At 71.4% G+C, this 21235-nt stretch carries 19 protein-coding genes; 4 read left to right on the top strand and 15 right to left on the bottom strand.

Annotation, left to right across the window (positions count from 1 at the left end; translation table 11 throughout):
• Nucleotides 1–22 precede the first annotated feature (22 nt).
• Both ACFC0Z_RS11330 and ACFC0Z_RS11325 read left to right on the top strand, forming a co-directional pair.
• Nucleotides 23–1339, top strand: a complete 1317-nt coding sequence (locus ACFC0Z_RS11330) for a S1 family peptidase (RefSeq protein ID WP_376435341.1) — start codon at nucleotides 23–25, stop codon at nucleotides 1337–1339.
• Between the two features lie 97 nt (nucleotides 1340–1436).
• The gene (locus tag ACFC0Z_RS11325; RefSeq protein WP_376435339.1) at nucleotides 1437–1952 is read left to right on the top strand and encodes a hypothetical protein; all 516 of its coding nucleotides are present in this window, start codon (nucleotides 1437–1439) and stop codon (nucleotides 1950–1952) included.
• Nucleotides 1953–2864: 912 nt separating this feature from the next.
• Here the strand turns inward: ACFC0Z_RS11325 and ACFC0Z_RS11320 are convergent.
• Both ACFC0Z_RS11320 and ACFC0Z_RS11315 read right to left on the bottom strand, forming a co-directional pair.
• Nucleotides 2865–3074, bottom strand: coding sequence for a DUF397 domain-containing protein (locus tag ACFC0Z_RS11320; RefSeq protein ID WP_376435336.1), 210 nt, complete (start codon nucleotides 3072–3074; stop codon nucleotides 2865–2867).
• Nucleotides 3046–3885 (bottom strand): Scr1 family TA system antitoxin-like transcriptional regulator, encoded by an 840-nt coding sequence (locus ACFC0Z_RS11315; RefSeq protein ID WP_376435333.1) that lies wholly within the window; start codon nucleotides 3883–3885, stop codon nucleotides 3046–3048. Before ACFC0Z_RS11315 ends, ACFC0Z_RS11320 begins: the two co-directional genes overlap by 29 nt.
• A 131-nt stretch (nucleotides 3886–4016) precedes the next feature.
• Between ACFC0Z_RS11315 and ACFC0Z_RS11310 the strand changes: the two genes are divergently transcribed.
• The gene (locus tag ACFC0Z_RS11310; protein WP_376435331.1) at nucleotides 4017–4241 is read left to right on the top strand and encodes a hypothetical protein; all 225 of its coding nucleotides are present in this window, start codon (nucleotides 4017–4019) and stop codon (nucleotides 4239–4241) included.
• 210 nt (nucleotides 4242–4451) lie between these two features.
• Here ACFC0Z_RS11310 and ACFC0Z_RS11305 read toward each other — a convergent pair whose 3' ends face one another.
• The 4 genes from ACFC0Z_RS11305 to ACFC0Z_RS11290 form a co-directional block, all read right to left on the bottom strand.
• Nucleotides 4452–6842, bottom strand: coding sequence for a hypothetical protein (locus tag ACFC0Z_RS11305; RefSeq protein WP_376435329.1), 2391 nt, complete (start codon nucleotides 6840–6842; stop codon nucleotides 4452–4454).
• Between the two features lie 73 nt (nucleotides 6843–6915).
• Nucleotides 6916–7320 carry a DUF6113 family protein gene (locus ACFC0Z_RS11300; RefSeq protein ID WP_376435326.1) on the bottom strand — a complete coding sequence of 135 codons (405 nt, stop codon included), beginning with the start codon at nucleotides 7318–7320 and terminating at the stop codon, nucleotides 6916–6918.
• Complete coding sequence (mshB, locus tag ACFC0Z_RS11295; protein ID WP_376435323.1) at nucleotides 7317–8210, bottom strand: N-acetyl-1-D-myo-inositol-2-amino-2-deoxy-alpha-D-glucopyranoside deacetylase; 894 nt, start codon at nucleotides 8208–8210, stop codon at nucleotides 7317–7319. The genes ACFC0Z_RS11300 and mshB overlap by 4 nt, the downstream gene beginning before the upstream one ends.
• Before the next feature lie 63 nt (nucleotides 8211–8273).
• Nucleotides 8274–8468, bottom strand: coding sequence for a hypothetical protein (locus tag ACFC0Z_RS11290; protein ID WP_360811686.1), 195 nt, complete (start codon nucleotides 8466–8468; stop codon nucleotides 8274–8276).
• A 161-nt stretch (nucleotides 8469–8629) separates the two neighbouring features.
• Between ACFC0Z_RS11290 and ACFC0Z_RS11285 the strand changes: the two genes are divergently transcribed.
• Nucleotides 8630–10789, top strand: a complete 2160-nt coding sequence (locus ACFC0Z_RS11285; RefSeq protein ID WP_376435319.1) for an alpha/beta fold hydrolase — start codon at nucleotides 8630–8632, stop codon at nucleotides 10787–10789.
• A gap of 12 nt (nucleotides 10790–10801) precedes the next feature.
• On the opposite strand, the gene ACFC0Z_RS11280 is transcribed toward ACFC0Z_RS11285, so the two are convergent.
• The 9 genes from ACFC0Z_RS11280 to ACFC0Z_RS11240 all read right to left on the bottom strand — a co-directional run bounded on the left by ACFC0Z_RS11280 (nucleotide 10802) and on the right by ACFC0Z_RS11240 (nucleotide 21224).
• A complete protein-coding gene (locus tag ACFC0Z_RS11280; RefSeq protein ID WP_376435316.1) occupies nucleotides 10802–11770 on the bottom strand; it encodes a hypothetical protein in 969 nt (322 codons plus the stop codon).
• A gap of 192 nt (nucleotides 11771–11962) precedes the next feature.
• Nucleotides 11963–13090, bottom strand: a complete 1128-nt coding sequence (locus ACFC0Z_RS11275; protein ID WP_376435314.1) for an ABC transporter ATP-binding protein — start codon at nucleotides 13088–13090, stop codon at nucleotides 11963–11965.
• Nucleotides 13083–14066 carry an ABC transporter ATP-binding protein gene (locus tag ACFC0Z_RS11270; protein ID WP_376435312.1) on the bottom strand — a complete coding sequence of 328 codons (984 nt, stop codon included), beginning with the start codon at nucleotides 14064–14066 and terminating at the stop codon, nucleotides 13083–13085. Before ACFC0Z_RS11270 ends, ACFC0Z_RS11275 begins: the two co-directional genes overlap by 8 nt.
• 6 nt (nucleotides 14067–14072) lie before the next feature.
• Complete coding sequence (locus ACFC0Z_RS11265; RefSeq protein ID WP_376435309.1) at nucleotides 14073–15059, bottom strand: ABC transporter permease; 987 nt, start codon at nucleotides 15057–15059, stop codon at nucleotides 14073–14075.
• Nucleotides 15052–15975, bottom strand: coding sequence for an ABC transporter permease (locus tag ACFC0Z_RS11260; protein ID WP_376435306.1), 924 nt, complete (start codon nucleotides 15973–15975; stop codon nucleotides 15052–15054). Before ACFC0Z_RS11260 ends, ACFC0Z_RS11265 begins: the two co-directional genes overlap by 8 nt.
• Nucleotides 15976–16070: 95 nt before the next feature.
• Nucleotides 16071–17699 (bottom strand): ABC transporter substrate-binding protein, encoded by a 1629-nt coding sequence (locus tag ACFC0Z_RS11255; RefSeq protein WP_376435303.1) that lies wholly within the window; start codon nucleotides 17697–17699, stop codon nucleotides 16071–16073.
• 54 nt (nucleotides 17700–17753) lie between these two features.
• Nucleotides 17754–18983, bottom strand: a complete 1230-nt coding sequence (locus tag ACFC0Z_RS11250) for an N-acetylmuramoyl-L-alanine amidase (protein WP_376435301.1) — start codon at nucleotides 18981–18983, stop codon at nucleotides 17754–17756.
• A 104-nt stretch (nucleotides 18984–19087) separates the two neighbouring features.
• Entirely contained in the window at nucleotides 19088–20173 is a 1086-nt protein-coding gene (locus ACFC0Z_RS11245) for an ABC transporter ATP-binding protein (RefSeq protein WP_376435299.1), read from the bottom strand.
• Nucleotides 20166–21224, bottom strand: coding sequence for an ABC transporter ATP-binding protein (locus ACFC0Z_RS11240; protein WP_376435296.1), 1059 nt, complete (start codon nucleotides 21222–21224; stop codon nucleotides 20166–20168). Before ACFC0Z_RS11240 ends, ACFC0Z_RS11245 begins: the two co-directional genes overlap by 8 nt.
• Nucleotides 21225–21235: the final 11 nt, after the last annotated feature.

Genomic DNA, 21235 nt, shown 5'->3' with positions numbered 1-21235 from the left:
TTCGTTCCGGCACGGAGGACACGTGAAACGCAGACTCTTACCCGTAACGCTCGGCACGACCCTGCTCGCTCTCGCACTCGGAAGCACACCCGGAGCCGCCGCACCACGGCCCGACAGCCCCACGCCCCCGCAGGCCCAGGCCGTCCCCTACGAGCCCCTCGACCGCTCCGCGTGGACCGTGGAACCCAGCCCTCCGCCCGCCGGGCTCGACGCCGCCTCCCCGGCGGACGACGTCATACCCGTCGTGGCGGAGCGCCTCTACGAACTCGGCGCGTCCCGCGGCTTCGCCCGCCAGGAGACCGACTACCCGGGCCGGGCCATCACCCTCCTCTGGAAGGGCACTCCCCCGGCCGACATCGCCGCCTACGCCGCCGGCAACCCCTACGGCGTCAAGGTCACCATCCGCACCGGCGCCAAGTACTCCCGCGCCGAGGCCGAGGCCGCCCGCACCCGGCTGCTCAACAGCCCCGCCGCCGCCCGCCTCGGCATCACCTGGAGCGAGCTGAACGCGGACGGCAGCGGGGTCACGGTCGGCGTCGCCGCCCGCACCCGGGCCGCCGTCGACCCCCTGCCCGAACTGCGCGACGCGGCCCGCGTCCCCGACGTCAAGCTCAAGCTCGGCGTGAAGGCGCTCACCGACGACGCCCTCTTCTCCCGGACCAACGACGCCCCGCCCTGGAAGGGCGGAATCCGCACCAGCAACAACGACGGGCTCTGCTCGACCGGCTTCGCCGTGCTGGCCGGATCGACGGGCAAGCTCCTCAGCGCCAGCCACTGCGACTTCACCGGGAACCTGGCCGTACGGGACGGGGCCGGGCAGACCATCGCCCCCGGCAGCGCCTCCGTCGCCGTCATCGAGAGCATCGACTCGATGCTGATCGACCCGTCCGACTCGCCCGCCACCACCCCGAGCGTCTTCCGCGGCGGCTACGCCTCCACCACGACCTCGCTCGTCAAAGGGTGGGCCTCCAACTGGCCCGGCGACCCGGTCTGCTCCTCGGGCGCCACCACCGGCGAGCACTGCGGCACCGTCTACGACGACTCCGACGTCTACGTGAACGAACACGGCGTGCGCATCGGCGTCATCCAGGTGGCGGCCCCGGCCGGTCAGATCATGGGCGGCCACGGCGACAGCGGCGGCCCGATGTTCAAGACCGTGACCGGCGGCGTACAGGCCCGGGGCATCCTCATCAGCGCGGACATCAACGCCGGCCCCATGACCAACGCGTGCGGCACCGTGAACCCCGACGCCTACAACGTCGGCTGCTCGCGCTGGATCAACTACGTGCCCATCAGCACCGTCCTGAACACCTGGGGCGTCTCGCTGGAAGTCGGCTGACACACGGCGGTGCCGCCGCACGGAACCCGTACGGCGGCACCGCCGTCCCACTCCGGAGCGCACCTCACTCGTGCGCCCGACGATCGGACGGGATGCGATGACAGACCAGTTCGGCACCAGAACCCGCACCACAGCACGCCGAGCGGCGGCCGCCACGGCGGGAGTGCTCCTGCTGACCGGAGTCGCGGGCTGCGGCTCCCCCACCGAGACTCCTCCGACCACCCCGACCACCCCGACCACCCCGACCTCGCGGGCGACCTCTGCCCCCGCCCCCGCGACGCCACCCCGGCTGATCCTGCGGGCGAAGAACGACCCCACGGCCGCGCTCCTGGCGGCCCTGCCGGGAACCCTCGTGGTCACCGACGAGAACTGTGTGGCGGCGAAGGCGGCGCAGGGCGGAAACGTCGTTCCCCTCAGTTGGGGGTACGGCTGGACCGCCCGCATCGAGGACGGCAAAGCCGTCGTGTACGAGCCGGACGGCAAGGTCTTCGCCAAGGAGGGCGAGAAGGTCACCCTGGGCGGCGGCACGTCCGACAAGTACGCCGACCACCCCTGCGCGGCGGGCCACCAGGTCTTCGCGGTCAACAACACCCCGACTGCGTCGGGGGGTTAGGCCCGAAGGGCGGGGGTGTCTGACGGGCTCCTGGTGGGACCGCCCTCTTTCCGAGAGTCGCAGCTTCCGGCGCCGCGTCAAGGGCAAGTCGGCGAAGCCGATGGCCTACGGCCACCCTTGACCCGGCACCGGAAGCTGCGCAACAACTCTCGGAGGGCGGCCCGAGGGCCGGGGTCACCGGCCAGCCCCGGGCAGTGTCCGGGGTGGGTGGCGGAGTGACCGGCCGGTGGGGTGGGGCTCGGTTCGCGGCCGAGGCCGGTGGACGAAGTCCCGCCGGTGGGGTCGCGCGAGAGTGGGATGGGGCTGCCGGGCCCGGCTCAGCGACTCACGTCGGCAGGGAGTCGGGACTCAAGCCCCGCCGGTCACTCCCGGTGGGAGGTGAGGCCCCTCGGATCGACCAAAGTCGCGCGGTTGACGCCCACAGGGTGGAAATGCCGGGATTGCACCCCACTCCCGTGGGGTCACCGCGAGTTCGCGAGGGAAATGCTCATCCACCACCCAGCCAGAGCGGCGGAAGTGGTCAAAGTGATCTGAGTGACCAGCGGGGCCTGAAGCCCAGCCCGGGGACGGCCGGGAGCCGCTTAGCTCGGCCCCGCCGCCCCATTCCACTGCCGCGCGACCCCACCGGCCGGACTTCGTCCACCGGCATCGGCCGCGAACCCAGCCCCACCCCACCGGCGTGCCACTCCGCCCCCAACCCCGGACACTGCCCGGGCCTGCCCGGCGGCCCCGCCCCGGGCCGCCCTCCGAGTGTGAACAGGCGGCCTCCGCCGCCGGGTCAAGGGTGGCCGCAGGCCATCGGCTCCGCCGACTTGCCCTTGACGCGGCGGTGGAGGCCGCCACACTCGGAAAGAGGGCGGCCGCACCAGGAACCCTCAAGAAACCCCCGCCCTGGGAGCCTCTACCGGTTTCCTACTTCAGACCGTCCACGAACCGGCCCCAGGCAGCCGAACCGAAGACCACGGCAGGGCCGTTGGGGACCTTGGAGTCACGGACGGGGACGGCGTCGACGACGGAGTCGTTGACTTCGAGGCAGTCGCCGCTTTCGCCGCCACTGTAGGAAGACTTGCGCCAGGCCGGGAGGATCGAGGCGTCAGGGATGCTGGTCGTACCGTGCTGCATGCTCGTATTCCTCCGCTACCGATCTGATCAGTGCCAGCGACTCGCGATGCGAGAGCGCGTCGCCGAGAGCATGATCGTAGGCCACCTGACATTCCCGCAGTACGGTCGGATCTTCGAGGATTCGGCCGGACTTGAGGCCCTCGGAGTACGCGATCGGGGGCTGGTCCGCGAACCACATGAGCGTGACGAGACCCTCCATCAGGGAGTGGTAGCCGACCGTGAGGGGCAGGATGTGCACCCTTATCCTGCGGCTCTCGCCTAGCTTCAGGATGTGCCGCAGCTGCTCGCACATCACTGCCGGGCCGCCGACCGGCCGCCTCAGCACTTCCTCGTCCAGCATGACCCAGACGACGGGAGACTCGAAATCTTCCAGGATCTGCGCCCGCTCCAAACGTGTGACGAGCAGCCTGTCACGCTCCTCGTCTCTCTTCGGCGGTGAGCCTGAACTCAGGACCTCGCGTGCGTACGCAGTTGTCTGGAGAATGCCCGGAACGAGCTTCGGGGCGTACAGGCGGATGGCCACCGCCTCCCCCTCGAACTCCAACGCCTCCGCGAAGTGCTCCGCCACCACCTTCCCGTCCAGCGTCGGCAGGAACCTCACGAAGAAGTCCCCCGACTTCAGCGCCCCGTCGATCCGCTGCGCGTCCTCCACCGACGGCCGCCGCCTCCCCGCCTCCATGTGTGCCAAATGGGTGCGTGAGATCACCGTGATCTCGCTGAGCTGCTCCTGCGTCAGGCCGGCCGCCTCCCGCCGCCGTTTCAGTTCCTCGCCGTACTTCCGGCGGGTTTCCGGGTTGTCCTCGATCGCCATCGGCGACCTCCCCACGAGCCCTCTTGTGCTGATTCCGAAGTCACGCGCGTCCCCCTCCCGAGGCTAGCGACGGACACGGCACTGTGTGACCGGAACAACACACACAGCGAAATCCGAGCGGAAGGCGCGCGATGGGAATCCCCCTCGACACTGGCAGTTTCGTCGCCCATACCGGTACCGACGTCTACGGGCCCGGCAAGGTGATCGGCGTGGACGGGGAGCAGCGGAGGGTGCGGTTCACGCACTTCGTGGCGACGATCCGGGCGGGCGACCTGCGGCCCGCGAACGCGGTCGAGACGCGGGAGATCCAGGAGTGGTTGCGGGCGAAGCAGGAGCGGTACGGGGGCGAGTGGTGATCACGCTCCGCGTGTCCCGTGACGGCGGGCGTACGTGGTCGCCCCGCCGGACGTACCGACCGGAGCGCGGGCCCGGTCCCGTGCCCGTACCGATCGAGTCTCCGTTGCGGTACCCGCCGTGCGGGTGTCGCCGGTGTGCGGCGAAGCCGGAGCGCTGACGACACGCGAAGGGCCCCACCCTCCCGGGTGGGGCCCTTCGCGTGCGTACGGTCAGCCCTTGGCGTTCAGGTCGATCGTCTTCGTCCGCTCGGCGTCGTTCTTGCCGAGCAGCGCGCTGCCCATCACCTTGGCCACGTCCTCGGCGGAGACCTGCTGCTTGGTCCCGTCGGCCTTCGTGATCATGATGCCGTCGAAGGCTCCGTCGAGGAGACGGTCGATCGCCTTCGTGTCGTAGACCGGGACCAGGCGGCCGTCGACGGCCCGCATGGAGAGGATCTGCGGCAGCGAGCGCGCGGGGCCGAACTGGATCGGCTTGCCGCCCGCCTTGATGGTGACGAGGCCGGACATCGCCGGCTGGGCGAACTCCTTCATGGCCCGGTCGAGCTCGGCCTTCGAGATCGAGGGCTTGAGGGTGGTGACCGGGAGCTGGACGACCTTGTTCCGGCCCGTCTCGACCTGGGCGCGGAAGGCGTCCTTGACCGAGATCATCGAGTGGCGGACGTCGAGGCCGGCGCCGGCCTTGCCCTCGATGGGGGTGACCTTGTTCGGCGCGAAGCGGATGGTCGCCTCGGTGGCCTGCGCGGAGCTGCCCGCGAGGTCGGTCAGGGCGACGGCGAGCTTCTCGTCGTCGACCGGGAACACGGGCTTGGCGACCCGCTCGCCGCCGAAGAGGGAACCGATGACGGAGACCGGGTTGTAGTCGCTGCCGGCGGCCGCGCGGACGGTCTCCTGGGTGTCCAGGGCGAGGCCCGCCTTGTCGGGGGCGAGTGCGACCTTCTTGCCGCCCACGCTGAGCTGGAGCGGCGTGTGGGCGCGCTTGCCGAGGGTCGCCTCCAGGGTGGCGACGGCCTCCTCCTTCGTGCTGCCGCCGATGTCCACGCCGAGCACGGTGGTGCCCTTCGGGACGTCGGCGTGGTTGAGGAGCAGGCCCGCGCCGTACGCGACACCGGCGAGGCCGAAGACGCCGACGGCGGCGAGGACCAGCTTGGAGCGGCCCTTCTTCGCCTGGGCGCGGTTCGGGGCCGGGGCCGCCGGGTGCGGGGCGGGCGCGGGGGCCGGGTTGCGGGGCTCCTCGACGCGCGGGGTCAGGTTGGGCCGGGCGGCCGTGGGCGGGACCGCCTGCATGCCGCCGGAGAGGGTGTCGCCGGGGGCACGGCCGTGGGCGCCCGGGGCGCCGGGGGCCGTCGGGCGCTGCTGTCCCTGCGGCGGGCGCGGCGCGGGGGCCGGGGCCTGCGGGGTCAGGATCGCCGTGTCGTCGGAGAGGCGGGGCGCGCCGGCTGCGGGGGCTCCGGGCGCGCCGGGGCCCGCCGGGTTGCCGGGGCCTCCCTGGCCTCCCTGGCCTCCCTGGCCTCCCGGGAACGGCGCCGACGGGGTCGGGGCCGTGCCGGGGAAGGGGGCCGTCGGAGCGGGGGCGCCGCCGGCGGCGAGGTTCGCGGTGCCGGTGACCGGGCCGGTCGTCGGCCCGGCGGGGCCGCCCTGGGGGCCCGTGGGGCCGACGGGAAGGCCGCCGCCGTCGTACATGGGCGTGCCCGCCGCGGGGGTTCCGTCGTACATCGGGACGCCGGCGGCCGGGGTCCCGTCGTACATCGGCGTGCCCGCCGCCGGGGTCCCGTCGTACATCGGTACGCCGGCGGCCGGCGTGCCCATGTCGTACAGCGGGTTGCCCGCGCCGGGGACCGCACCCTGCGGGCCGGGCGTCGGCGTCGTCACCGGGCGGCTCGACGGGGTCGTGCCGACCGTCGGGACGCCGGAGGTCGCGGAGGCCGCGAAGCCCATGGCCTGGGTGTCCGACATGGACGGCGCGGAAGGCACGGAGGGTACGGAAGGCGTGGAAGGCGCAGAGGGCGCGGGAGAGGCCGCGAGCGCGGCCGGAGCGGGCCCCGGCGCCGCCTTGCGCGGGGCGAACCAGTCGCTCGTCTCCTTGGACTTCGCCTTCGGCGCCGTCTCCTCGGCCGTCACCGGCTCGGGGGCCGCGACGGGCTCGGGCGCCGGCTCCGCGGCGGGGGCCGCCGCTTCCGGCGCCGGCTCCGCGTCCGCGGTCCCGTCGACCGCCGTGTCGGCGACCGGGGTGCGGACCACGACCGGCGGGATCGGACGCGAACCCGGGATGTTGATCCGGATCCGGGTCGTCAGCGTCGTCTCGGTCTTGGGCTCCTCCGGCGGCTCGGGCGCGGCGGGGGTCTCCTCCGCCGCGTCCTGCGTGGGGTGGAGCGACGGATACTGGCGGGATCCGTACGGCTGGGTACCCGACGGGTACGCGGCTCCACCGCGTCCCTGTCCACCGCGCCCCTGGGCGCCGGAGGACGAACTGTCAGTCTCTCGACCAGTTTCACGACTCAAAGCAGGATCTCCCGGTTGGCTCCACCGCCCGCTCTTGCTGAGGCTCGTGTAACCCGGGCGGTTCGGCGGCGCGCACCACCATACTGGGCACCGCCGCCGCATACCCGACCCGCGGGCGGCCGACGACGTGTATTCCGGCCGAAGTCGGGCCGCCCGGGGCCTCAAGTGCGGCTGTTCACCGGGGCGGTCGCGGGAGCCGGGACATCGTGGTGCAGATCACAGCGACGGCCATGCCTCCGAAGAGGAAGAGCAGCTCTCCGATGCCGCCGCCGAACACGCCGTCCCCTTCGGGGCGTCCGAAGCTCAGGAAGATGACGGCGAGGAGCCAGCCGCCGCCCGCGGCGCCGACGCCGAGCTGGGTGCCGGTGGCGCGCAGCCCTCCGTAGAACAGTCCGGCGGTGGCGAGGAGGGCGAGGAGCAGGCCGGCGGGGAACCAGGCGGCCTGGACGAGCGCTCCGGCGGTGCCGACGAGGGCGCCGAGGACGAGGAGGACGCCGTACCAGGTGTAGCGGGCGGCCGGGGAGACGGCGGCGGGGGAAGAGGCCCCGGAAGAGGCTCTGGAAGAGGTCGGCGTGCTCATGCGGTGGTCACCCCCGCGAAGAGGTCGGTCTCGCGGGTGCCTTCGGGTGCGCCGGGCACGCCCTGGACCAGCTCGTAGTACTCGGTGGTGAAGATCGGCTGGGCGAGGTCGTTGGAGAGGGCGAAGAAGGGGCCGTCGACGGCGACCTGGGTGGCGTGCGCGGCCATGGCGGCGGTCTTGCGGGCCGCGTACGCCGGGTCGGGGGCGATCTCGGTGGTGATCCGGTCCTCGTCGACGACGCCGGGGACGTCGGCGACCTCGGCGACGGCGGGGAAGGCGGAGCCCTCGGTACGGAGGCGGGCGAAGCCGGCCTCGGCGACCGGGCGCGGGACGCGGTTCCAGTAGATCTTGGCGATCGTGTGGGCCGGGCCGAGGTCGGGGCGGTACGAGGCGTCCGCCGCGAGTTCGGCGGCGCGGGTGGCGACGCGGTGGGCCTGGATGTGGTCCGGGTGGCCGTAGCCGCCGTCGGGGTCGTAGGTGACGAGGACCTGCGGGCGGGTCTCGCGGACGATCTCGACGAGGTACGGGGCGGCGGTGTCGACGTCCGTGTTCCAGAACGCGTTGTCCCGCTTGTTCTGCTCGGCGCCCATCATCCCGGAGTCGCGGAAGCGTCCGGGGCCGCCGAGGAAGCGGTGGTCGGTGACGCCGAGCTCGGCCATGGCGGCGGCGAGTTCGCCGACGCGGTGGGGGCCGAGCCGGTCCTCGCGGTCGGGGGCCAGGTGGGCGAGCTCGGGCGGGATGACCTCGCCCTCCTCGCCGAGCGTGCAGGTGACCAGCGTGACAAGGGCGCCTTCGGCCGCGTACCTGGCCATCGTGGCGCCGTTGTTGATCGACTCGTCGTCGGGGTGCGCGTGCACGAGGAGCAGACGACGGGCGGGGAGATCGGACATGGCCCCAGCCTACGAGACCTCCCGGACGGCGCTCCCGTCAGAAGGGTCCGTCGGGACGTCCCGTCAGAACTTGATGCCGCCGATCATGTTGGCCACGTTCGTCGTCAGGGTGCTGACGGACGGGGCGATGGAGGAGCTCGCCAGGTAGAACCCGAGGAGCGCGCAGATCGCCGCGTGTCCCGCCTTCAGACCGGATTTCCGGATGAGCAGGAAGACGACGATCGCCAGCAGCACCACCACCGAAATCGAGAGTGCCACGGCGGTTCACCTCCACGCTTCTTCTGTCGGTCGGAACGGTCGACGAGCATGTGCCGGGTGAGTACATACCCACCTAGCGCTACGGATCATAACTATCCGTGCCGCCGCATCGATCGGCGGACGGAGGCACGAGGGGGGCGCACGGCGCTAGTTTCAGCCGCATGACCTCTACGCCGCACACGCCGCCCACACCCCGGGCGACGCTCTCCTTCCCCCGTCAGTTCGCCCGGACACAGCGCTTCACGCTGGGCGTTCCCCGGGGTTTCTCGGTCTCCCCCGACGGGGAGCGGGTCGTCTTCGTCCGATCGGGCGCGGGTGACGACCACACGCACAAGCTGTGGGTTCTCGATCTGCCGCGCGACGGCGCGCCGGTCGAACGCGTGGCCGCCGACCCGGCGGTGCTGCTCGGCGGCGCGGCCGAGGAGCTGTCCGCCGAGGAGCGGGCGCGGCGCGAGCGGAGTCGGGAGGGCTCGTCCGGGATCGTGGCGTACGCGGTGGACTCGGCGGTCGAGCTGGCGGCGTTCGCCCTGTCAGGACGGCTGTTCGCGGCCGAGCTGAGGGCCGGGACGGCGCGGGAGCTGGCGGTGCCGGGTCCGGTCATCGACCCTCGTCCGTCGCCGGACGGGCGGCTGGTGGCCTATGTGGCGCGGGGGGCGTTGCGGGTGATCGGAGCGGACGGTTCCGGCGATCGGGAGGTCGCCGGAACCGAGGACGGGCACGTCTCCTACGGATTGGCCGAATTCATCGCATCGGAGGAGATGGGAAGAGACCGCGGGTACTGGTGGTCCCCCGCTTCCGACCGGTTGCTCGTCGCGCGCGCGGACGACGGGGACGTACGCCGTTGGTGGATCGCGGACCCGGCGCACCCGGACCGGGAGCCGCAGCGGGTCGCGTACCCGGCGGCGGGGACGGCCAACGCGGAGGTACGGCTCTTCCTCATGGGTCTCGACGGGGAGCGCACGGAGGTCGCGTGGGACCGCGGGCGGTACCCGTACCTCGCGCGGGTGCACTGGTCGGCGGCGGGCGCGCCGCTCCTCGTCGTCCAGAGCCGGGACCAGCGGGCGCAGCTGAACCTCGCGGTGGACGTCACGTCGGGGAAGACGTCGGCCGTCCGGGCGGAGGAGGACCCGGCCTGGCTCGAACTGTTCCCCGGGGTGCCGGCGTGGGCGCCGGACGGTCGGCTCGTGCGGGTCTCGGACGAGAGCGGGGCGCGGGCGCTCGTCGTGGGCGAGGAGACGCTGACGGACGGGTCCCTGCACGTGCGGGCGGTGCTCGGGTCCGGTGCGGACGACGTGCTCGTCTCCGCCTCCGCCGGGGCCTCGGCGGAGGCGCCGGAGACCGGCGAGGTCCACGTCTACCGGGTGACCGCCGGGGGCGCCGAGCGGCTCTCCGAGGGCGTCGGCGTCCACGGGGCCGTACGGAACGGCCCGGTGACGGTCCTGGTCACGGCGCGGCCCGGTGCGCCGGGGAGCGTCGCCCGGGTGCTGCGCGACGGCGAGGAGGTCGCCGTGGTGGCCTCGTACGCCCAGAAGCCGGTGATCTCCGCGCGCGTACGGCTCACGGAGGCGGGCGTCCGGCGGATCCCGTGCGCGGTGCTGCTGCCGACGGGGTACGCGGAGGGGGACGGGCCACTGCCGGTCCTCATGGACCCGTACGGCGGCCCGCACGGGCAGCGCGTGACGGCGTCCCACAACCCGCATCTGACGTCCCAGTGGTTCGCCGACCAGGGCTTCGCGGTGGTCGTGGCGGACGGGCGGGGCACGCCGGGCCGCTCCCCCGCGTGGGAGAAGGCGATCCTGCGCGACTTCACGCCGACCCTGGACGACCAGGTGGACGCGTTGCACGCGCTCGCCGAGCGGTTCCCGCTCGACCTGGAGCGGGTGGCGGTCCGGGGCTGGTCGTACGGCGGCTATCTCGCCGCGCGCGCGGTCCTCCAGCGGCCCGACGTCTTCCACGCGGCGGTCGCGGGGGCGCCGGTGACGGACTGGCGGCTGTACGACACCCACTACACGGAGCGGTACCTGGGCACCCCGCAGGACGACCCGGAGGTGTACGCGACGCAGTCGCTGCTCACCGACGACGGGCTCGTCGCGCCCGAGGAGCCGGGGCGGCCGCTGATGGTGGTGCACGGCCTCGCCGACGACAACGTGGTCGTCGCGCACGCGCTGCGCCTCTCGTCGGCGCTGCTCTCGGCGGGCCGGCCGCACGAGGTGCTGCCGCTGTCGGGGGTCACGCACATGACGCCGCAGGAGCAGGTGGCGGAGAACCTGCTGCTGCTTCAGGTGGACTTCCTGAAGCGGGCGCTGGGGATCACGAGGTAGGACGCTCTCCGGTCACCAGCCGGGCGGCGGGGAGGACGGGGGCGCGGGCGGGCCGTATCCGTACGGTCCGTACGCGCCCTGGGGGCCGTACGGGCCGGGGCGGGCGGGCGTGGCGGCGGGGGCGCCGCGGCCGGCCAGGAGGGCGAGGACGGCGGTCCCGGCGAGCAGTTCGAAGACGGTGGTGAGGAGGGAGAGGATCTCCAGGGCCGAGCCGCCGTCCCAGACGTGGACGAACGTGCCCAGGCGGACGTACGCCACGGTCGCGGCGAGGCCGAACGTCGTCAGGAACGCGCCGCCCAGGAGCCCGAAGGCCCGGGCGTGGCCGGCGCGGGCGAAGGCGGAGAGGGCCCCCGTCCCGTACAGGCCGAGGAGGGTCAGCGCCATCCAGGTGGGCGGGGGCGCGAGGGTCGTGGCCATGACGGTCCGGCCGCCGAGGAAGCGGTCGACCATGTACTCCAGGGGCAGTTCGGTGGCGACGTACACCTCCCACCCGAGCACGACGAGCGCGCCGGTCAGGAGGAGCGTGCCCGCGGCGGCGGCCCGGCCCGGCAGGGGCCGGGTGGGGACCTGGTCGGCGGGCGAGTGGGGGTCGCGGCGGCCGGCGGCGGTGGTGACGAGGAGGCCGACGGCGAGGGCGATGTCGAGCAGCGAGGTGACGAGCACCGTGTTGTCGGCGCCCCAGACGCCGGGCAGGCGTACGGCGAGGGTGACGGCCCCGGTGGCGGCGAGCGCGGAGGCCGCGTGGCGGGAGCGCAGGGCGGCGACGGCGGCGGCGACGGAGACCGCGAGGAGGAGGGGGTCGAGGAGGGAGGTGGTGGCCCGTCCCCGGAGGACGTACTGGTAGTCACCGGCCCAGACCCATAAGAGGTCGGCGGGCGAACCGACCGCGGCGAGGTCCTTGAGGACCCACACGGCGGAGACGAGTGCGAGCACGGCGCACAGCGCGGCGCCCGTGAGACGTGCCGGTCGCGTCAGGGTCACGGTTCCGATACTCACGGTCGTGGCCCGGCGAAACAAGCGGTTCCGCGTAACGCGCGGGGCCCTGGTGGTGTGAAGCCGGGCCGGGGGCGACATGGCGCGCCTCCGGCCCGGCTTACGGCACCCGCACGGCCGTACAGAGAGCAGTCTCACGTGTCCGTATATCGGTACGGATTCCGTCAAGTTGCCCCTGGGTTAAAGGGACTTGGGGCCGCCGGGTTCGGCGGGGGGTTCCGGGGCGGGCGGCTCCTCGCCGCCGTTCTCCGGCGGGACGACCTGCTTCTCCTCGGCGAAGTGGCAGGCCGAGTCGTGCTTCGCCGGGCTGTCCGTCAGGCGGAAGACGGCGGGCACGGCGAGGAGGGGGACCTCCAGGGCGCAGCGTTCCTGCGCCTTCCAGCAGCGGGTGCGGAAGCGGCAGCCGGAGGGGACGTTGGCCGGGGAGGGGACGTCGCCGGTGAGGATGATCCGCTCGCGGTGCGCGCGGGCCTCGGGGTCGGGGACGGGGACGGCCGACAGGAGCGCCTGGGTGTACGGGTGGGTGGGGTGGTCGTAGATCTCGGCGTCGCTGCCGATCTCGACGACGCGGCCCAGGTACATGACGCCGACGCGGTCGGAGATGTGCCGGACGATCGACAGGTCGTGGGCGATGAAGACGTACGAGAGGGAGAACTCCTGCTGGAGCTTCTCCAGGAGGTTGACCACCTGCGCCTGGACGGAGACGTCGAGGGCGGAGACGGGCTCGTCCGCGACGATGATCTCGGGCTGGAGCGCGAGGCCGCGGGCGATGCCGATGCGCTGGCGCTGGCCGCCGGAGAACTGGTGCGGGTAGCGGTTGATGTACTCGGGGTTGAGGCCGACGACGTCCAGGAGGTCCTGGACCTTGCGGCGGCGGTCCCCCTTGGGCGCGACCTCGGGGTGGATCTCGTACGGCTCGCCGATGATGTCGCCGACCGTCATGCGGGGGTTGAGCGAGGTGTACGGGTCCTGGAAGACCATCTGGATGTTGCGGCGGACGGCCTTGAGGGCGCGCGGGGACAGCTTGGTGATGTCCTCGCCCTTGTAGCGGATCTCGCCGGAGGTGGGGCGTTCCAGGTTGACGAGCATCTTGGCGACGGTGGACTTTCCGCAGCCGGACTCGCCGACGATGCCGAGCGTCTCGCCGGCGGCGAGGGAGAAGTCCACGCCGTCGACGGCCTTGACGGCGCCGACCTGCTTCTTGAAGAGGATGCCCTGGGTGAGGGGGTAGTGCTTGTGGAGGTCCCGGACTTCGAGGATGGCCTCGGCCGTCGTGGCGGGCTTCGCCGTCGTCGCCGTGTCAGCCATGGAGGCACTCCTTCCAGAAGTGGCAGGCGCTGGAGCGCGGTACCGGGGACTCGGTCACCTCGTACAGCGGGGGTACGTCGGTCCGGCAGACGTCCTGGGCCATCGGGCAGCGGGGGTTGAAGGCGCAGCCGGGTGGGATGTTCAGGAGGTTGGGCGGGAGGCCCTTGATCGCGTACAGCTCCTGGCCCTTCTGGTCCAGGCGCGGGATGGAGTCGAGGAGGCCCCGGGTGTAGGGGTGGGCGGGGGCCTTGTAGATCTCGTGGACGGGGGCCCGTTCGACGATCCGGCCGGCGTACATGACGGCGATCTTGTCGGCGACGTCGGCGACGACGCCGAGGTCGTGGGTGATCAGGATGAGCCCCATGTTGAGTTCGCGCTGGAGCTCGGCGAGGAGGTCCATGACCTGGGCCTGGACGGTGACGTCCAGGGCGGTGGTGGGCTCGTCGGCGATGATCAGCTCGGGTTCGAGGGCGAGCGCCATGGCGATCATGATGCGCTGGCGCATGCCGCCGGAGAACTGGTGCGGGTACTGGCCCACGCGTTCCTTGGCGGCGGGGATGCGGACCCGGTCCATGAGTTCGACGGCCTTGGTCCGGGAGTCCTTCCGGGACATGCCCTTGTGGACCTGGAACATCTCGCCGAGCTGGTCGCCGACGCTGACGACGGGGTTGAGCGAGGACAGGGCGTCCTGGAAGACCATCGCCATCTTGGCGCCGCGGATCTTGCGGCGCTCCTCCTCCTTGAGCTTGAGGAGGTCCTGGCCCTGGAAGAGGATCTCGCCCTGGCTGATCTTTCCGGGGGGCATGTCGAGAATGCCCATGACGGCCTGGGCGGTGACGGACTTGCCGGAGCCGGACTCGCCGAGGACGGCGAGGGTCTCGCCGGCGTCGACCGAGTAGTCGACGCCGTTGACGGCCTTGGCGACGCCGTCACGGGTGTGGAACTCCACGTGCAAGTTGCGCACTTCGAGCAGCATGGGTCCCTACCTCAGCTTCGGGTCGAGGGCGTCGCGGACGGCGTCGCCGAGCATGATGAACGCGAGCACCGTGATCGCGAGGGCGCCGGAGGGCCAGAGCAGCATGTGCGGCGCGTTGCGGATGTACGGCGACGCCGAGGAGATGTCGATGCCCCAGGAGACGGTCGGGGGCTTCAGGCCGACGCCGAGGAAGGAGAGCGTCGCCTCCAGGGCGATGTAGGTGCCGAGCGCGATGGTGGCGACGACGATGACCGGCGCGACGGCGTTGGGCGTGATGTGCCGGAGCAGCATCCGGGAGTTGGAGGCGCCGAGCGCGCGGGCGGCCTGGACGTAGTCGTTCTGTTTGGCGGTGATGACCGAGCCTCGGGCGATGCGGGAGATCTGCGGCCAGCCGAGCAGGATCATGAAGCCGATGACGGGCCAGACGGTGGCGTTGCTGACGACGGAGAGCAGGACGAGGCCGCCGAGGACGACGGGGATGGCGAAGAAGACGTCCGTGATCCGGGAGAGGATGCCGTCCCAGAACCCGCCGAAGAAGCCGGCGAGGCCGCCGAGCAGGGAGCCGATGAGGGTCACGCCGAGGGTGGCGAAGACGCCGACCTGGATGGAGGCCCTGGCTCCGTAGACCGTACGGGTGTAGACGTCGCAGCCCTGGCCGTTGAAGCCGAAGGGGTGGCCGGGCTGGGAGCCTTCCTGGGCCTTGGAGAGGTCGCAGTCGAGGGGGTCGCCGGAGGCGATGAGCTGCGGCCAGATGGCGATGACGACCAGGAAGAGGATGACCAGGCCCGAGATGATGAAGATGGGGTTGCGGCGCAGGTCGTGCCAGGCGTCGGACCAGAGGGAGCGGGGCTTCTTGTCGGCTCCTGTGCCCCGGGGGCCTCCGGGGGTCTTCTCGAGGGTCTCCGCCTCGGCCATGGCGAGGTCGGTCGCGCCTCCGGCGCCGGTGGCGGCGATGGAGCGGCCCTCTTCGACGGGTTCGAGCGGCTCAGGCATAGCGGATCCTCGGGTCAAGGACGGCGTACAGGAGGTCGACCAGCAGGTTCGCCAGCAGGAAGATCAGGACGAGGATGGTGACGAAGCCGACCACGGTCTGCGTGTTCTGGCGGAGGATGCCCTGGTAGAGCTGGTAGCCGACACCGTGGATGTTGAAGATCCGCTCGGTGACGATGGCGCCGCCCATGAGCGCGCCGACGTCCGCGCCGATGAAGGTCACCACGGGGATGAGGCTGTTGCGCAGCAGGTGGCGGCTGATGACCCGGCGGCGGGGCAGGCCCTTGGCGACGGCGGTGCGGACGTAGTCGGCCCGCTTGTTCTCGGCGATCGAGGTGCGGGTGAGCCGGGTGACGTACGCGAGGGAGACCGAGGCGAGGACGAGGCCGGGGACGATGAGCTCGTTGAAGGGGGCCTCGGGCGAGACGGCGGGCTTGATCCAGCCCCACTTGACGCCGAGGAGGAGCTGCACGAGCAGGCCGGTGACGAAGGTCGGGATGGCGAGGACGACCAGGGTGAGCAGCAGGACGACGGTGTCGACGGGGCGGCCGCGCTTGAGGCCGGTGAGCACGCCGAGGCTGATGCCGATGACGATCTCGAAGAGGATCGCGATGATGGTGAGCCTGATGGTGACGGGGAAGGCGGTGGCCATCAGCTCGGTGACGGGCTGGCCGTTGAAGGCGGTGCCGAAGTCTCCGGTGAAGACGTTGCCCATGTAGGTCAGGTATTGCTGCCAGACCGGCTTGTCGAGTCCGAACTCCTTCCTCAGCTGGGCGGCGGTCGCCGGGTCGCACGCGCGGTCGCCGCACAGTCCGGCGATGGGGTCGCCCATCACGTTCACCATCAGGAAGATCAACAGCGTGGCGCCGAAGAAGACCGGGATCATCTGCAGCAGTCGCCGGATCACATAACGACCCATGAGGGGCTCCGGGGGGTTGTGGGGCCTTCGAAAGACGTACGGCCCGGCGCGGGGTGTCCGCCGGCCGGGCCGTACGCCTCCGACCTGCTACGACGTCAGTTGACCTTGATCTGGTCGTAGACCGGGACGCTGAACGGGTTCAGGCTCACGTTGGAGACCTTCTCCGAGTAGCCGGCGCTGCCGTTCTGGTACCAGAGCGGGATCGCGCCCATGTCGTCGCGGAGGACGCCCTCGGCCTGCTGGAAGAGCTGCACCGCCTTGGCGGTGTCGGTCTCGGCGTTGGCCTGGTCCACCAGCTTGTCGAACTGCTTGTCCGTGTACTTGCCGTCGTTGGACGAGGCGTTCGTGTAGTACAGCGGCTGGAGGAAGTTCTGGATGAGCGGGTAGTCCATCTGCCAGCCGGCGCGGAACGGGCCCGTCATCTTCTGCGTGGTGACCTGGTTGCGGTAGTCGGCGAAGGTGCCGACCGGGTTGCCGACGCAGGCGGTGTTGTTGCCGAGGGCGCGGTTGATGGAGTTGCAGACCGCGTCCACCCATTCCTTGTGGGAGCCCGTGTCGGCGTTGTACGAGATCTTCATCGTGCCGCCGGGGATGCCGCCGCCCTCCGCGACCAGGGCCTTGGCCTTCGTCGGGTTGTACTGGCAGAACTCGCCGCAGACGTCCTTGAAGCCGCCCTCCTCGCCGAGCACCGGGGAGGTCCAGTCCTTGGCGGGGGTGCGGGTCTTCTGGAAGATCGTCTCGGTGATCTGGTCCCGGTCGATCGCCATGGAGAGGCCCTGCCGGAGCTTGTTCTGGTTGGGCTTGTTCCAGTTGGCGTCGTAGAACGGGAACGACAGCGTCTGGATGATGCCGGCGGGGACGTTGATGTACCGGTCGCCGAGGTCCGCCGAGACGTTCTTGAGCTGGGCGGCGGGGACGTCGTCGACGAGGTCGAGGTTGCCGGCCGTCAGGTCGGTGTAGGCGGTGTTGTTGTCGGTGTAGACCTTGAGGGTCACGCCGCCGTTCTGCGCCTTGTCGGCGCCGGGGTAGTCGTCCCAGCGCTTGAGCTGCATCTGCGAGCCCTTGGCGTACGAGTCGATCGTGTACGGGCCGTTGCCGACGGGCTTCGACAGCCAGGCCGCGTGGTCGTCGAAGAAGGCCTTCGGCAGCGGGGCGAAGGCGGCGTAGCCGAGGGTCACGGGCCAGGTGGAGAACTTCTGGGTGAGCTTGACCGTGAAGGTCCGGTCGCCGGTGACCTTGAGGCCGGACATGGTCTCGGCGGTCGGCTCGCCCGACTCGGGGTGGACCTTGTCGTAGCCCTCGATCTGGCCGAAGAAGTACGCGTTCTTCTGGTTGTTCTTCAGGTGGGCGCCGTAGTTCCAGGCGTCCACGAAGGACTTGGCGGTGACCTTCTCGCCGTTGGAGAAGGTCCAGCCGTCCTTGACCGTGATGGCGAAGTTCGTCGAGTCGGTCGTCTCGATCTTCTCGGCGAGCATGTCCTTGGCCTCGCCGGTCTTCGGGTCGTACTCCTTCAGACCCCGGAAGATCATGGAGAGGACCTTGCCGCCCTGCACCTCGTTGGTGTTCGCGGGCTCCAGTGGGTTCTGCGGGTCGCCCCACGAGGAGGTCACGATGCCGTCGGCCCCTCCACCACCGCCGCTGTCGTCGCCGCCGCCACATGCGGTCGCCGCGAGGGCGACTGCGGTGGCCAGTGCGGCCCACTTGGCGTGCGTGGCTCCGCGCATGGAGTGCCTCCCATATGTCCCTAAGTGTGACTTGGAGCCCAATATGACCCGAAATCAGAAGGCCTGCATGTTGTCGGAGAGCAGACGGGCGAATGTGCGCGCGTCGACGAGCCCGTCGACGGGCAGTCCCGCCCCCTTCTGGAAGGCGGCGACCGACTCCTCCGTGTCCGGCCCGAAGGCTCCGTCGAGCGGGGTCGGGACGCCGCGCGCGCCGAGCAGCAGCTGTACGGCCCTGACGGCATCGCCCGAGGCGTCCCGCCGTACCGGCGCGGAGAGCTGGTGCCAGAGCTGAGGGCCCGCCAGGGCGTCCGGGGTCGCGCGGACGAGCGCCCGGAAGTCCCGTACGGCCCGGTCGGTGGCGGCGCCGTAGAAGCCGTCGGGGGCGAGGGCCGCGCCGCGGCCGGCCAGGAGGTGCTGGAGCGCCCGCACGGGCGGGCCGGAGTCGCCGGGGCGGAGGACGGGCCAGGCGGGGGCCTCGGGGTCGCCGCCGATCCGCGCGGCCACGTCCGCGCGCAGCTTCGGCAGCAGCGCGTACAGCCGGTCGCCGGGGCACTCGGTGGCGTTGAAGTCACGGTGGCCGTAGATCTGGTACGCCCGCAGGCCGTACTGGCGGCAGATGTGGGCGCAGAGGCCGACGAGGGCCGCGTACTGCGCCTCGCGCGGTGCGACGGAGCCGTACGTGCCCTCGGTCTCGATGCCGATGGCCACCGTGTTCTGCCCGGTGCAGTGCGCGGACTCGACCGTACGGGTGCCCCGCCGGAGCTCGGCGAGGGAACCGTGCCGGCCCTCGACGACGTACCCGCCGCGGCTGAGGGTGAAGTGCTGGCCGGTGTCGCTCCAGCCCCGGTCGGCGATCGCCCAGTGCTGCATGGAGCGGGCGAGGCGGAAGGCCGCCTCCTGGCTGTGGTCGGTGACGTTGGGCGTGGCCGTGTGGTGGACGAGGATCTTGACGGGCGGGGTCGGCACGACCGTCAGGGGCTCGCTCGGGGGGACGGCTCCCCAGGTTCCGCAGTCGGCGATGGCGGGGGCCGTGGGGGTGGGGGTGCCGGTGGGCGTGGCGGTGGGGGCCGGCGTGGGGGCGGGCGTGGGGGCGGGCGTGGGGGTGGGGGCGGCGGCGCTCGCCGCGGCCGGCAGGGCGACGGTCGCACCCAGGGCGAGCGCGCCGGTCAGGAAGGTGCGGCGGCGGGGGTTCGTCGGTCCGGTCGCGATGATCATGGGCACGACCATGTCCCGGGCGGCTCGCCGCGCCGTGGAGACGGCGCCGTACCCCTGGCCGTACTTCACCTGAGAGGCCGTAGCGCTTGTCCGAAAAGCGGTCCGGCCCCCGCGCGCCTCTGGGGCGCCCGGGGGCCGGACCGTACTACGGGGTGTTTCTCAGCGCACTGGCGTCAGTGCACCGGCACGACCTGCTTCTCCTCGGCGAAGTGGCACGCCGAGAAGTGAGCGGCCGGGGTGTTCACGCCCTGGAAGCGCTCCGGGATCGCGAGGACCGGGGTCTCCTGGGCGCACTTGTCCTGCGCCTTCCAGCAACGGGTGCGGAAGCTGCAGCCCGACGGCGGGTTGGCCGGCGAGGGGACGTCACCGGTCAGGATGATCCGCTCGCGGTGCGCGCGGGCCTGCGGGTCCGGCACCGGCACCGCGGAGAGCAGCGCCTGGGTGTAGGGGTGCGTCGGGTGCTCGTAGATCTGCTCGTCCGTACCGATCTCGGCCATCTTGCCGAGGTACATGACGCCGACACGGTCGGAGATGTGCCGGACGATCGACAGGTCGTGCGCGATGAAGACGTAGGAGAGGTTGAACTCGTCCTGCAGCTTCCCCATCAGGTTGATGACCTGCGCCTGGACGGAGACGTCCAGGGCCGAGACCGGCTCGTCGCAGATGATGATCTCCGGGTTGAGCGCGAGGCCTCGGGCGATGCCGATGCGCTGGCGCTGACCGCCGGAGAACTGGTGCGGGTACCGGTTGATGTACTCCGGGTTGAGACCGACGACGTCCAGGAGCTCCTGCACCTTGGCGCGACGGTCGCCCTTCGGAGCCACCTCGGGGTGGATGTCGAAGGGCTCCCCGATGATGTCGCCGACCGTCATACGCGGGTTCAGCGAGGTGTACGGGTCCTGGAACACCATCTGGATGTTGCGGCGGACGGCCTTCAGGGCGCGGCCGGACAGCTTGGTGATGTCCTGGCCCTTGTAGAAGACCTCGCCGGCGGTGGCGCGCTCCAGGTTCATGAGGAGCTTGGCGACCGTGGACTTGCCACAGCCGGACTCGCCCACGATGCCGAGGGTCTCGCCCTGGTAGAGGTCGAAGGAGACCCCGTCCACGGCCTTGACCGCGCCGACCTGCTTCTTGAAGAGGATGCCCTGCGTCAGCGGGAAGTGCTTCTTCAGGTTGCGCACCTGGAGGATCGGCTCGCCTCGGCCCACGGGGACCTCGAGGGCGGCGGCCACGGCGTCCTCGTTGTTGATGTCAGCCATGGATCGTCTCCTTCCAGAAGTGGCAGGCGCTCTTGCGGCCCGGGAGCTCCGCGCCGTCCAGCTCGCTGACCGGAACCAGCGCGGGGATCTCCGTGCGGCACAGGTCGTCGGCCTTGGGGCAGCGCGGGTTGAAGGCGCAACCGGTGGGCACCTTCAGGAGGTTGGGCGGGAGGCCCTTGATCGCGTAGAGCTCCTGGCCCTTCTGGTCCAGGCGCGGGATCGAGTCGAGAAGACCCCGGGTGTACGGGTGCGCGGGGCGCCCGTACAGCTCGTGCACCGGCGCCTGCTCGACGATCCGGCCGGCGTACATCACGGCGATCTTGTCCGCGACGTCGGCGACGACGCCGAGGTCGTGGGTGATCAGGATCAGGCCCATGTTGTATTCCTGCTGGAGCTCCGCGAGGAGGTCCATGACCTGGGCCTGGACGGTCACGTCGAGAGCCGTGGTGGGCTCGTCGGCGATGATCAGGTCCGGCTCCAGGGCGAGCGCCATGGCGATCATGATGCGCTGGCGCATACCGCCGGAGAACTGGTGGGGGTAGTCGGTGACCCGCGCCTTGGCGGCGGGGATCTTGACCTTGTCCATCAGCTCGATGGCCTTGACCTTGGCGTCCTTCTTGGACATGCCGTGGTGCACGCGGAACATCTCGCCGAGCTGGTAGCCGACGGAGAGGACCGGGTTCAGGGAGGACAGCGCGTCCTGGAAGATCATGGCGATCTTCCGGCCGCGGATCTTCCGGCGCTCCTCCTCGGACATCTTCAGCATGTCCTGGCCGCGGAAGAGGATCTCGCCCTGCGGGATCTTGCCGGGGGGCATGTCGAGGATGCCCATGATGGCCTGCGCCGTCACGGACTTGCCGGAGCCGGACTCGCCGAGGACGGCGAGGGTCTCGCCGGCGTTCACCGAGTAGTTGACGCCGTTGACCGCCTTGGCCACACCGTCACGGGTGTGGAACTCGACGTGCAGGTCACGGACTTCGAGCAGCGGACCGTTGTAGTCGGAGTCGCCGCGCGGCGACGGGACGGTCGCGGTCTTGTCGATGATGCTCATCTTTTACGCCC

Origin of the sequence: Streptomyces sp. NPDC056144, from assembly GCF_042264145.1 — a bacterium.
Classification (GTDB): Bacteria; Actinomycetota; Actinomycetes; order Streptomycetales; family Streptomycetaceae; genus Streptomyces.
This window is presented reverse-complemented; position numbering and strand designations above follow the sequence as displayed.